10 protein-coding genes are annotated in these 12,177 nt (G+C 66.7%); 7 read left to right on the forward strand and 3 right to left on the reverse strand.

Annotation, left to right across the window (positions count from 1 at the left end; translation table 11 throughout):
• Positions 1 to 17 precede the first annotated feature (17 nt).
• From metE to aceA, 3 genes are all read right to left on the reverse strand, one after another.
• A complete protein-coding gene (gene metE / locus ACLBYD_RS17125; protein ID WP_447817355.1) occupies positions 18 to 2,318 on the reverse strand; it encodes a 5-methyltetrahydropteroyltriglutamate--homocysteine S-methyltransferase in 2,301 nt (766 codons plus the stop codon).
• A 105-nt stretch (positions 2,319 to 2,423) separates the two neighbouring features.
• Positions 2,424 to 3,320 carry a 3-hydroxybutyryl-CoA dehydrogenase gene (locus tag ACLBYD_RS17130; RefSeq protein WP_447817356.1) on the reverse strand — a complete coding sequence of 299 codons (897 nt, stop codon included), beginning with the start codon at positions 3,318 to 3,320 and terminating at the stop codon, positions 2,424 to 2,426.
• A gap of 168 nt (positions 3,321 to 3,488) precedes the next feature.
• Positions 3,489 to 4,778, reverse strand: a complete 1,290-nt coding sequence (aceA, locus tag ACLBYD_RS17135; protein ID WP_006553580.1) for an isocitrate lyase — start codon at positions 4,776 to 4,778, stop codon at positions 3,489 to 3,491.
• A 534-nt stretch (positions 4,779 to 5,312) separates the two neighbouring features.
• Between aceA and ACLBYD_RS17140 the strand changes: the two genes are divergently transcribed.
• The 7 genes from ACLBYD_RS17140 to ACLBYD_RS17170 form a co-directional block, all read left to right on the forward strand.
• Positions 5,313 to 6,458: a globin domain-containing protein gene (locus ACLBYD_RS17140; protein WP_447817357.1), complete on the forward strand. Its 1,146-nt coding sequence runs from the start codon at positions 5,313 to 5,315 to the stop codon at positions 6,456 to 6,458.
• Positions 6,459 to 6,511: 53 nt separating this feature from the next.
• Positions 6,512 to 7,924 carry an acetate metabolism transcriptional regulator RamB gene (gene ramB / locus ACLBYD_RS17145; protein WP_060650624.1) on the forward strand — a complete coding sequence of 471 codons (1,413 nt, stop codon included), beginning with the start codon at positions 6,512 to 6,514 and terminating at the stop codon, positions 7,922 to 7,924.
• A gap of 19 nt (positions 7,925 to 7,943) precedes the next feature.
• On the forward strand, positions 7,944 to 8,345 hold the full coding sequence (locus tag ACLBYD_RS17150) for a PPOX class F420-dependent oxidoreductase (RefSeq protein ID WP_060650623.1): 402 nt from the start codon (positions 7,944 to 7,946) through the stop codon (positions 8,343 to 8,345).
• Positions 8,346 to 8,509: 164 nt separating this feature from the next.
• Positions 8,510 to 9,394 (forward strand): type IV toxin-antitoxin system AbiEi family antitoxin domain-containing protein, encoded by an 885-nt coding sequence (locus ACLBYD_RS17155; protein ID WP_447817358.1) that lies wholly within the window; start codon positions 8,510 to 8,512, stop codon positions 9,392 to 9,394.
• Between the two features lie 235 nt (positions 9,395 to 9,629).
• Positions 9,630 to 10,904, forward strand: a complete 1,275-nt coding sequence (gene urtA / locus ACLBYD_RS17160; RefSeq protein ID WP_447817359.1) for an urea ABC transporter substrate-binding protein — start codon at positions 9,630 to 9,632, stop codon at positions 10,902 to 10,904.
• 26 nt (positions 10,905 to 10,930) lie between these two features.
• Positions 10,931 to 11,815: an urea ABC transporter permease subunit UrtB gene (gene urtB / locus ACLBYD_RS17165; protein ID WP_447817360.1), complete on the forward strand. Its 885-nt coding sequence runs from the start codon at positions 10,931 to 10,933 to the stop codon at positions 11,813 to 11,815.
• A partial coding sequence (locus ACLBYD_RS17170) for an ABC transporter permease subunit (protein WP_447817361.1) occupies positions 11,815 to 12,177 on the forward strand: 363 nt, incomplete at its 3' end. The genes urtB and ACLBYD_RS17170, both read left to right, overlap by 1 nt.

Genomic DNA, 12,177 nt, shown 5'->3' on the forward strand with positions numbered 1-12,177 from the left:
TCGTCGAGACGGTTCGGTTATCCGGCCTGGTCGGACTGCTGGGCCGTCCGGCGGCGCAGTCGTCGCGCCGCAGCGACGAGGTTGCGCAGCGACGGCTCGAGCTGCCAGTGGTGACGGGTCTTGAGACCGCCGTCCGGATTGGCCCACAAGCGGTCCAGTTCCACCGATTCCGCCGCTTCGGTGAGCAACTCGTCGAGCTCGTCGATGTCCGGTATCCGGGCCGAGCGCGACTCGTAGACACCGGGACCGACACCGTGGGAGAGCGCGCGATCCTTGATCGCCTCGAGCACCCAGCGGATCGAGCGCGTCGCCACGATCGCCGTGACGTCGGCGTCGAGTCGCTCGATCGCGTCGACCACCGACGCCTGACCCGAATAGGTCAGGTGCGTGTGGATCTGCGTCTCCGGCTTCGCACCACCGGTGGCGAGACGGAAGGCGTCGACGGCCCAGTCGAGGTATTCGGCACGCCCGTCCTGCCGCAGCGGCAGCAGTTCACGGATGGCCGGTTCGTCGACCTGGATGATCGCGATGCCCGCCCGCTCGAGATCGGTGATCTCGTCGCGGATGGCCAGCGCGAGTTGGTCGGCCGTCTCGTGGAGCGGTTGATCCTGACGCACGTAGGAACGCGCCAGCATCGTCACCGGACCGGTGAGCATGCCCTTGACCGGCTTGTCGGTCAGCGACTGTGCGAACGAGATCCACTCGACCGTCATCGGCTTCGGGCGCACGATGTCGCCGTAGAGGATCGGCGGACGCGTGCAACGTGAACCGTAGGCCTGCACCCAACCGAAGTGCGTGGTGGCGAAGCCCTCCATCAGCTCGGCGAAGTACTGCACCATGTCGTTGCGTTCGTGTTCGCCGTGGACGAGGACGTCGAGACCGATGTCCTCCTGCAGACGGATGGTGCACTCGATCTCCTCCTGGATGCGCTTGACGTACTCGTCGTACGACATCCGGCCACGACCGAGTTCTGCTCGTGCCCTGCGGATCTCCGCGGTCTGCGGGAACGACCCCAGGGTCGCCGTCGGCACCGGCGGCAGATCCAGGCGCTTCTGCTGCGCGACGCGGCGCTCCTCGTACGGCGCGCGCACCCGATGAGCGGGCGTGACCGCGTTCAGACGTGCACGGACGGTGTGCTTCTGCTTGAAGTGCACCGACACGGGCGGCTTGCGCCACCGCTCCTCGGCTCCGGTGGTGAGCGCCTTGGCGAGGGAGACCACCTCCCCCACCTTCTGCTTCGCGAACGCGAGACGATCGGCGACGTCGCCGGGGATGTCGTACTCGACGAGCACGTCGTAGGGCACGTGCAACAGCGAGGACGAGGTCGACACGACGAGATCCGGTGCGACCGCGGCGATGGACTTCAGGTACTCGAGCGTGCGGTGGCGGTCGACCTTCCACACGTTGCGGCCGTCGACGACACCGGCGTAGATGCGCTTGCGCTTCAGCCCGGGCACGGCGGCCAGTTCGTCCGCGCTGATGCGGCCGTCGACCAGGTCCAGACCGATCGCCTCGATCTTCGACGCGGCCAGGATCGGCAGCGCCTCACCGAGATGCCCGTACGGACCGGTCACGAGCAGACGCGGCCGCAGCGGAGCGTGGGAGAGCACGTCGTAGGCACTCGCGAGGGCTGCGAGCTCCTCCTCGCTGCGGTCCTCGGTGAAGGACGGCTCGTCGAGCTGCACACAGGTCGCGCCGGCGCGGGCGAGCTGCTCGAAGAGCTTCTCGTACTCGGGGAGCAGCGCGTCGAGCAGGTCGAGGGTGCGGAAACCCTCCTTCGTCGACGTCGGCGCGACCTTCGACAGCAGCAGCAGCGAGACCGGGCCGAGCACCACCGGACGCAGCTCGACGCCCTCGGCCTTCGCACGCTCGAATTCGTCGAGCACGGCCGCCGAGTTCAGCTCGAAGACGGTGTTCTCGTCGAGTTCGGGCTGGCGGTAGTGGTAGTTGCTGCCGAACCAGCGCACCAGCTCGAGCGGGGGGAAGTCCTCGCGTCCACGGCACAGCGTGAAGTACAGATCGAGCGGGTCGAGCTCGTCGACCAGCGGACGGAACCGGTCGGGCAGCGCTCCGAACAACAGGGCGTTGTCCAGGACGTGGTCGTAGTAGGAGAACGTGTTGCCGGGTACCTGGGTCAGACCAGTGGCTGCGAGCTCGCGCCAGGTGTTCTCCTGGAGTTCGCGAGCGACCGCGACGAGTTCGTCGCGTGTGCCCTCACCGTGCCAGTAGGCCTCGAGGGCGAACTTGAGCTCGCGGCGGGGTCCGATGCGCGGGTACCCGAGGATGCTCGATCCGTATCCGTCGGCGAGAGTTGCCATGTCGGCGTCGACCTTTCCCTCATGCACATCGCGCCCGTGCACCGGTGACCAGTGCTTGGAACACTGTCGCCGGGCACGGGCGCCGTGTGCGGTGGTGCTACCTGGCTAGCCGGCCTTCTTGACCGTGCGGCCGTTGTCGGCGTACTCGTAGAAGCCGGCGCCCGACTTCTTGCCGACGAGTCCCGCCTCGACCATGCGCTGCAGCAGCGGCGGGGCCGAGTACAGGGGCTCCTTGAACTCCTCGTACATGGAGTCGGCGATCGACTTGACGGTGTCCAGACCGACGAGGTCGGTCAGGGCGAGCGGACCCATCGGGTGGGCGCAGCCCAGGACCATCGTCTTGTCGATGTCCTCCTTGGTGGCGAAGCCGGACTCGACCATCCGGATCGCCGAGAGCAAGTACGGCACCAGCAGTGCGTTGGCGATGAAACCTGCGCGATCGGAGGACCGCACGACCTGCTTGCCCAGTACGTCGGCGGCGAAGGCCTCGGCGCGCTTGGAGACGGTAGGGCTGGTCTTCAGGGTGGTGACGAGCTCGACGAGCGGGAGCACCGGCACGGGGTTGAAGAAGTGCATGCCGATGACACGCTCGGGGGCACCGGTCGCGATACCGAGCTTCATGATCGGGATCGACGATGTGTTCGAGGCGAGCACCGCGTTGGGATCGGTGACGATCTTGTCGAGCTCGGCGAAGATCTCGCTCTTGAGCTTCTCGTCCTCGACGACGGCCTCCACGACGAGCTGCCGATCGGCGAAGTCACCGAGATCGGAAGTGAAGCGCAGACGCCATGCGGCCTGCTCACGCTCCCGTTCGGTGATCTTCCCGCTGCTCACACCCCGGTCCAGCGACCGGAGAATGCGGGCGCGTCCGGCCGCCGCGAGTTCGCGGGTCTGCTCGAACACCAGTACGTCGACATGAGCGCGTGCGCACACCTCGGCGATACCTGCGCCCATGATGCCGGCGCCGATCACGCCGACGCGCTGAATCTTTTCGCTGGTCACGTCAGCTCCTTCTCGTTGTGGGGGTCGTGGCCGAGGCCGGAAGTACAGGTGCGGACCCATCGGGTGCGCGGGTACAGAACCGCCCCTGATACGCACGCACCCCGCGGCAGGACATGGGGACCTGTGGATCCCGCCGCGGGGTGGTGGCCTCTTCGGTGGCGCTGGTTCCTAGTGGAACTGGCCTTCCTCGGTGGAGCCCTTCAGGGCAGCCGTGGAGGTGTTGGGATCGACGGTGGTGGCGATGGTGTCGAAGTAGCCGGCACCGACCTCACGCTGGTGCTTGATAGCGGTGAAGCCGCGCTCCTTGGCCGCCTTGAACTCGCGCTCCTGCAGGTCGACGAAGGCCGTCATGCCCTCGCGGGCGTAGCCGTGCGCCAGGTCGAACATGCCGTAGTTGAGCGAGTGGAAGCCGGCGAGGGTGATGAACTGGAACTTGAAGCCCATCGCGCCGAGTTCCTTCTGGAACTTCGCGATGGTCGCGTCGTCCAGGTGAGCCTTCCAGTTGAAGGACGGCGAGCAGTTGTAGGCCAGCAGCTGGTCCGGGAACTCGCTGCGGACGCCTTCGGCGAACTTCTTGGCGACCTCGAGATCCGGCACACCGGTCTCCATCCAGATGAGGTCGGAGTACGGAGCGTAGGCCTTCGCACGGGCGATGCAGGGCTCGATGCCGTTCTTGACGTGGTAGAAGCCCTCGGCGGTGCGCTCACCGGTGATGAACGGGCGGTCACGCTCGTCGACATCGGAGGTGATGAGGGTCGCGGCCTCGGCGTCGGTGCGGGCGATGACCACGGTCGGAACGTCCGCGACGTCGGCCGCGAGGCGAGCCGAGGTCAGGGTGCGGATGTGCTGCTGCGTGGGGATGAGCACCTTGCCACCGAGGTGGCCGCACTTCTTCTCCGACGCGAGCTGGTCCTCCCAGTGCGAACCGGCGACGCCGGCCGCGATCATGGCCTTCTGCAGCTCGTAGACGTTGAGGGCGCCACCGAAGCCGGCCTCACCGTCGGCGACGATCGGAGCGAGCCAGTTGTCGACGGAGGTGTCGCCCTCGACCTTGGCGATCTCGTCGGCGCGCAGCAGCGCGTTGTTGATGCGGCGGACGACCTGCGGAACCGAGTTCGCCGGGTACAGCGACTGGTCCGGGTAGGTGTGGCCGGACAGGTTGGCGTCGCCGGCGACCTGCCAACCGGAGAGGTAGATGGCCTTCAGGCCGGCGCGGACCTGCTGGACCGCCTGGTTACCGGTGAGGGCGCCCAGCGAGTTGATGTAGTCCTCGTTGTTGACGAGGTCCCACAGGATCTCGGAACCGCGGCGGGCGAGGGTGGCCTCCTCGACGACGTTGCCCTGCAGCTTGGCGACCTGCTCGGCGGTGTAGTTGCGGGTGATCCCCTTCCAGCGCGGATTGGTGTCCCAATCCTTCTGGATCTCTTCTGCAGTCCTCGGGGTGCCGGTGGTCGACATCAAATCTCCACTCTCTAGATCTGCCCCGCTCGGGATGAAGCAGTACGCGTGTACGACTTCACATCCTTTGCGTGCCGTTCGGATGTACAAGAACGACAATGACACAGACCAAAAAGCCCGTCTACCTGTTGCTAATGCCAATCTCGGCTATTTTCGTTGCAGGCATTGCGAAGATTGCTAATCGATGGTCGGTCCAACTACCCGAATCGGGCACAGGTTTATTACCCGCGAGTAGTAACTACCTCGGCTTTTGCCGGCCGCCGTCCGGCCCCACGCGCCGGAAGACCCCGCCTCGCCGAATCACCCACCGCGGGACGGATCGGACACCTGACTGTGACTGCCTTCACACGAGCCGACCGCCCGCTGTGATCCCCATTGACCCCTCGAATCCCACCCGTAACATGTCTCGGGCCGGATCGGGGCCGGCGCGTCGTAGTGCCTTCGCGTGTCGGGCCCCGGCCGAACAGCCCCCGAACACGAGGAGTCGACATTCTCTCGAGTACGTCGCGGTCGATCGTCCAAGCGACCCTGCCGGTGGTCGGCACCGAGATCGGCACGATCTCACGTGTCTTCTACAACCGGCTCTTCCGGGCCGTCCCGTCCCTGCGGGACACCTTCAACCGCACCAACCAGGCGAACGGGACCCAGCAACGGGCACTCGCCGACTCGGTCGCCGCCTTCGCATCACTGCTGGTCACCCATGCACCGACCGACATCGACCCCATCATGGAGCGGATCGCCGCCAAACACGCGTCCCTCGGTGTGCAGGCAGCGCACTACGGGATCGTGCGGACGCACCTGTTCGCCGCGATCGCCGAGGTGCTCGGCGACGCCGTCACACCGCAGGTCGCCGTGGCCTGGCACGAGGTGTACACACTGATGGCGAACTCGCTCGTCGAGCAGGAGACGGAGCTGTACCGGCGAGCCGGTGTGGCCCCCGGCGACATCTGGCGTCGGGTATGCGTCACCGAGCACGAGTACGACGGCGCGCACGCGGCCACCTTCCACCTCCGTTCCGTCGATGGTGAACCGCTGCCGGTCTTCCTTCCCGGCCAGTACATCTCGGTGCGGGTCGCGCTGCCCGACGGCTCCGAGCAGATCCGCCAGTACACCGTGTTCCCCGGCAGGGTGAGCGGCGAGTGGGCCGTCACCGTCAAGCGCGTGCCGGGCGGACTCGTCTCCCCCGTGCTGTGTGACGGCCTGCGCGTCGGCGATCACCTCCTCGTCTCGCCGCCCTTCGGCAGCGTCGTGGTCGAGCGGGGCAGCGAACCGTTGCTGCTCGTCTCGGCGGGAGTGGGCGTGACGATGACCGTCGCGGCGCTGCGCGACCTGCAGTCCCGAGGCGACGGCCGGAGCGTCGACGTCGTCCACATCGACCGCACCCCCTACGAGCAACCGCACCGGACCGAGATCGGCATCCTGGTCGACTCGTTGCCCGACGCGCGGCTGCACGTGCGCTACACCGAGTACGACGAGATCCGCAGCGACGGGCGAACTCCCCTGTCCGGGCTGACGATTCCGGGTGACGCCCGCACCTACGTGTGCGGTCCGATCCCGTTCATGCGTGCCATCCGCTCCGATCTCGTCGCCTCGGGTCTGTCCCCCGGGTCGATCCACTTCGAGGCGTTCGCGCCAGGCTCGTGGTTCGGTCTCGAGGCTCCCCCGGCGCCCGTCGATTAACACGCTGCGAACGCCACCTTGCGAAGGCTGTGAGGCAGTTCTACCCTGGGCGAATGGCCAAGACCTATGTAGGCGCCCGGTTGCGGCAGCTACGCACCGAGCGAGGACTCAGCCAAGCTGCGCTCGCCAAGACCCTCGAGATCTCGGCGAGCTATCTCAACCAGATCGAGCACGACGTCAGGCCTCTGACCGTGCCCGTCCTGCTCCGCATCAGCGAGGTCTTCGGGGTGGACGCCACCTTCTTCTCCTCGCAGGACGACACCCGTCTGATCGCGGAGATGCGGGAGGTCGCGCTCGATCGGGAGATGGGCATCGAGGCCGATGCCCAGGAGATCGCCGAGATGGTCGCAGCCCACCCCACTCTGGCGCGCGCGATGGTCAATCTCCACCGCCGCTTCCGCAACACCACCGCGCAGCTCGCCGTCGCGACCGAGGAGAGGTACAGCGACGGCAGCGGCAGCGGTGCGATCACCATGCCGCACGAAGAGGTGCGCGACTACTTCTACCAGCGGCAGAACTACCTGCACGATCTCGACACCGCGGCCGAGGAACTGGCCAACCGCATCCGGTTCCACCGCGGCGACGTCGGCGGCGAGATCGCTCGCCGCATGGCGACGGTCCACGACGTGCAGATCGTCAAGCGCATCGATCTCGGCGAGAACATCCTGCACCGCTACGACCCCGAGACCCGTGTCCTCGAGGTCGCGCCGCAGCTCTCCGGCGGGCAGCAGGTCTTCAAGCTGGCCATCGAACTCGCGTACCTGGAGTGCGGGGAGCTCATCGACCGCCTCGTCGCGGAGGGTTCGTTCACGAGCGACGCCTCGCGCGCGCTCGCCCGACTCGGGCTCGCCAACTACTGGGCGGCCGCACTGATCCTGCCGTACACACAGTTCCACGAGATCGCCGAGGACTTCCGCTACGACGTCGAACGCCTGTCGGCCTTCTACGGCGTCAGCTACGAGACGATCGCGCACCGTTTGTCGACCCTGCAACGTCCGAAGCTGCGGGGTGTCCCGTTCTCGTTCGTGCGCGTCGACCGCGCGGGGAACATGTCGAAGCGACAGTCCGCCACCGGTTTCCACTTCTCCACGAGCGGCGGCACGTGCCCGCTGTGGAACGTCTACGAGACTTTCGCCTATCCCGGCAAGATCATGACGCAGATCGCGCAGATGCCCGACGGTCGTCGCTATCTGTGGGTCGCGCGCACCGTCGAGCGTCGCGCCGCACGCTACGGCCAGCCGTCGAAGACCTTCGCGATCGGTCTCGGCTGCGAACTGCGGCATGCGCATCGCCTTGTCTACGCCGACGGTCTCGACCTCGACGAGTCCAACCCCGGTACGCCGATCGGCTCGGGTTGCCGCGTGTGCGAGCGGATGAACTGCCCGCAGCGTGCCTTCCCGCCCCTGGGCAAGGAGATCGACATCAACGAGCACCGCTCGTCGGTCTCGCCGTATCTGGTGCGTTGAGCGTCGGTAGGCTCGTCGCATGGCACGCACCCCCGACGCGATAGGCGCGAAGGCACTCGAGTTCCTGTCCGAGTACCACCTCGCGACGCTCACGACCCTCCGCAAGGACGGCTCGCCGCACGTCGTCGCCGTCGGGTTCACGTGGGACGGCGAGGCCGGCCTCGCCCGCGTCATCACCTTCGAGGGCTCCCAGAAGACCCTCAACGTCGAGCGCGGGGGTTACGCGGTGGTGAGCCAGGTCGACGGCGGTCGCTGGCTCACCCTCGAGGGCCCGGCCCGCGTGACGCGCGAGCAGGCCGACGTCCGCGAGGGCGAGCGTCGCTACGCCGCCCGCTACCGCGAACCCCGCCCCAACCCCCGCCGCGTCGTCATCGAGATCGCCGTCGAGCGCGTGATGGGCTCGGTCCTCGACCCCACCTGACGCATCCGCTACGGAATTCGCCATCCGCTACCGCAATTTGCTGTAGCGGATGACGAAAGATGTAGCGAACGCGTTGTCCACAGGGCGACGACTCATCCACAGATCGACCGGAATCCGTGTCGTCCGCAGCTTTTCGGCGGCGGACGTGGGGCACGGTGGTCGCCATGCAGCCCATCCTGCGCGCCGACGCCCTGACGACCGGCCTCAGCGACACCGAGATCCGCCGAGCCCTGCGCAACGGTGAACTCGAACGACTCGAACCCGGGGTGTACATCGCCGACGCATCCCTCGACGACCTCGACCGTTACCGCATGCGCGTCCGATCCGTCGGTACACGCCTGTCCGCCGACACCGTGATCAGCCACGAGTCCGCCGCCGTCCTGCACGGACTCGCCCTGTGGAAGCCGGACCTCACGCGGGTGCACGTCAGCCGCGACAGGTCTGGTGGTGGACGCAGGACCGCAAGTCGCCACCTGCACGTCGCGCCACTCCCCACCGACGACCGCTCGGAGGTGGACGGAGTTCCCTGCACGTCGATGGCCCGGACGGTCGTCGACCTCGCCTGCACGCTCGACTTCGACGAATCGGTGATCGCGGGTGACTCCGCCGCAGCCCGTCAGCCGGGGTTCGCGGAAGCTCTCGCCCATTGCCTGGCCGAGTCGGGCCCTCGTACGGGCATCGCCGCGGCACGGCGGGTGGCAGCATTCGTCGACGGTCGCAGTGAAAGCCCTGGCGAGTCACTCAGCCGGGTGCGCATGCAGGAGGTCGGCATGCCGTCGCCGATCCTGCAGCAGGAGATCAGAACTCCCGGTGGGCTCTTCGTCGGGCGAGCCGACTTCTACTGGGAGGACGAAGGCGTCGTCGGTGAATTCGACGGCATGGGCAAGTACGACGACGGCGGGATCGAAGCCGTCCGACGGGAGAAGCGACGTGAGGACGCGCTGCGCGATCTCGGCTTCGAGGTGGTGCGGTGGACGTGGCCCGAGCTGTTCCGATTCGACGTGGTCCGCGCCCGTTTCGATCGGGCCGTCGCCCGTGCCCGGAGGTAATCGCTACACCTTCAGCTGTCCGCTACAGCAATTGCCGTAGCGGATAGCGAAGTCCGTAGCTGATGCTTGTGCGCACTTTGTAACACCCGCGAAATCTGTGTCACGAGACCGTGACCGGAAGATATACCCGCGCAACAACTCCCTTCTACTGTGTGGCCTCACGGATACAGCGCTGTATACGCCTCCCGGATACACCGGGTCCTCTCCGGCCACACCTTCGAAGGAAGGGCTCTACATGTCTGTTGTCAGGTCCAGGCTCGCCACCCGCGCCATCGCGGCCCCCGCAGCACTCGTCGCAGTCGGACTCGTGCTGTCCGCCTGCGGAAGCCGCGCGGGTGACGAGGGCAGCACGGCCGCCTCCGGTGCTGCGTCGTGCGTCGACACCTCGGGCGACACCATCAAGGTCGGCTCGCTCAACTCCCTGTCGGGAACGATGGCCATCTCCGAGGTCACTGTCCGCGACTCGATCGCGCTGGCCGTCGAGGAGATCAACGCCGACGGCGGTGTGCTCGGCAAGCAGATCGAGATCGTCTCCGAGGACGGCGCATCCGAGCCGACGGTGTTCGCGGAGAAGGCCGAGAAGCTCATCGGATCCGACTGCGTCGCAGCGGTGTTCGGCGGCTGGACGTCGTCGAGCCGCAAGGCGATGCTGCCGGTCTTCGAGGACCGCAACGCGCTGCTGTACTACCCCGTCCAGTACGAGGGCCTCGAGTCGTCGTCGAACATCTTCTACACCGGCGCGACCACCAACCAGCAGATCGTGCCCGCCCTGGACTACCTGAAGGAACAGGGCGTGAAGTCGCTCTACCTCGTCGGTAGCGACTACGTCTTCCCGCAGACCGCCAACCGCATCATCAAGGCGTACGCCGAGGCCAACGGCATCGAGATCAAGGGCGAGGACTACACCCCGCTCGGCTCCACCGACTTCTCCACCATCGTCAACAAGGTGCGCACCGCCGACGCCGACGCGGTGTTCAACACACTCAACGGCGACTCCAACGTCGCGTTCTTCCGCGAGTACACCAACGCCGGCCTCAACGCGAAGGACATGCCGGTCGTGTCGGTGTCCATCGCCGAGGAGGAAGTGGGCGGCATCGGCGCGCAGAACATCGAGGGCCAGCTCACCGCGTGGAACTACTACCAGACCGTCGACTCCCCCGAGAACACCTCGTTCGTCGAGGCGTACAAGGCGAAGTACGGCGCCAACAAGCCGACCTCCGATCCCATGGAGGCCGCCTACACCTCGGTCTACCTGTGGAAGAACACCGTCGAAAAGGCTGGATCCTTCGAGGTCGACGACGTCGTCGAAGCCGCCGACGGCGTGACCTTCGACGCCCCCGAGGGCACTGTCACGATCGACGGCGACAACCACCACATCACCAAGACCGCCCGCATCGGTGAGATCCGCGGCGACGGCCTGATCTACACCGTCTGGGAGTCCGACGGCGCCATCGAGCCCGACCCGTACCTCGAGTCCTATGACTGGGCGTCGGGCCTGTCCGGTAACTGAGCACGGAAGCCGAAGGGGGAGACGACATGGATGTCCTTGTAGGACAGCTCTTCACAGGATTGAGTATCGGATCGATCCTGTTGCTGGCAGCGCTGGGGCTGTCGCTGACGTTCGGCCAGATGGGCGTGATCAACATGGCCCACGGCGAATTCATCATGGCCGGCAGCTACACGGCGTTCGTCGTGCAGCAGGTGATCTCGTCGGCCGGGGTGTCCCTGTTCGTCTCCCTCCTCGTCGGCTTCCTGGTGGGCGGCGTGATGGGTGTGATCCTCGAGGTCACCCTCATCCGCCGCATGTACCACCGTCCGCTCGACACCCTGCTGGTCACCTTCGGTGTGGGCCTGCTGCTGCAGCAGGCCGCCCGCGACATCTTCGGCGCCCCCGCCGTCAACGTCGTCGCACCGTCCTGGCTCTCCGGTGGTGTGGAGATCTTCGGGGCCGTGGTCCCGAAGACCCGCCTGTTCATCCTCGCCCTCGCCGTGGTGTGCGTGGTCGCCCTGATCGCGTCGATGAAGTACACGCCGATGGGACGACGGATCCGGGCCGTGGTGCACAACCGCGATCTCGCCGAGACGGTCGGCATCTCCTCGCGCCGCACCGACATCACCACCTTCTTCCTCGGCTCCGGTCTCGCCGGCCTCGCCGGTGTGGCCCTGACGCTCATCGGCTCGACCAGTCCGACGATCGGTCAGTCGTATCTCATCGACGCCTTCCTCGTGGTCGTCATCGGCGGTCTCGGCCGTATCGAGGGCGCGGTGCTCGCGGCCGTCGCACTGGGCCTGCTCAATTCGTTCATCGAGTACTCCACGACCGCGTCGATCGCGAAGGTCATCGTGTTCGTGCTCATCGTGATCTTCCTGCAGGTCCGTCCGCAGGGCCTGTTCGCCGTCAAGACGAGGAGCCTGGTCTGATGTCCCCGACACTCTCGACCCGCACCTTCACCCGACCCGGACCCGTACGCACCGCAAGCGGATTCGCGATCGCCGCGATCGTCCTGTTCGGTCTCGCCCCCGCCGTGCTCTCCGATTTCCGTCTCGGCCTGCTCGGCAAGTTCCTGTGCTTCGCGATCGTCGCCGTCGGCATCGGTCTGGCCTGGGGTCGCGGTGGCATGCTCACCCTCGGCCAGGGTGTCTTCTTCGGCCTCGGCGCCTACATCATGGCGATGCACCTGAAGATCTCCGACGCGCAGCTCCGCGGCGAGACGGTCCCGGACTTCATGCAGATCGCGGGCATCCGGGAACTACCCGCCTACTGGGTGCCGTTCGCCTCCCCC

This window comes from Rhodococcus sp. C26F, from assembly GCF_053345925.1.

What these genes read in the sequence shown, in the direction of transcription:
- aceA (WP_006553580.1), bottom strand. Translation starts at nt 4,778, where the DNA reads ATGTCGACCACCGGCACCCCGAGGACTGCAGAAGAGATCCAGAAGGAT.
- urtA (WP_447817359.1), top strand. Translation starts at nt 9,630, where the DNA reads ATGTCTGTTGTCAGGTCCAGGCTCGCCACCCGCGCCATCGCGGCCCCC.
- ACLBYD_RS17155 (WP_447817358.1), top strand. Translation starts at nt 8,510, where the DNA reads ATGCAGCCCATCCTGCGCGCCGACGCCCTGACGACCGGCCTCAGCGAC.
- urtB (WP_447817360.1), top strand. Translation starts at nt 10,931, where the DNA reads ATGGATGTCCTTGTAGGACAGCTCTTCACAGGATTGAGTATCGGATCG.
- ramB (WP_060650624.1), top strand. Translation starts at nt 6,512, where the DNA reads ATGGCCAAGACCTATGTAGGCGCCCGGTTGCGGCAGCTACGCACCGAG.
- metE (WP_447817355.1), bottom strand. Translation starts at nt 2,318, where the DNA reads ATGGCAACTCTCGCCGACGGATACGGATCGAGCATCCTCGGGTACCCG.
- ACLBYD_RS17150 (WP_060650623.1), top strand. Translation starts at nt 7,944, where the DNA reads ATGGCACGCACCCCCGACGCGATAGGCGCGAAGGCACTCGAGTTCCTG.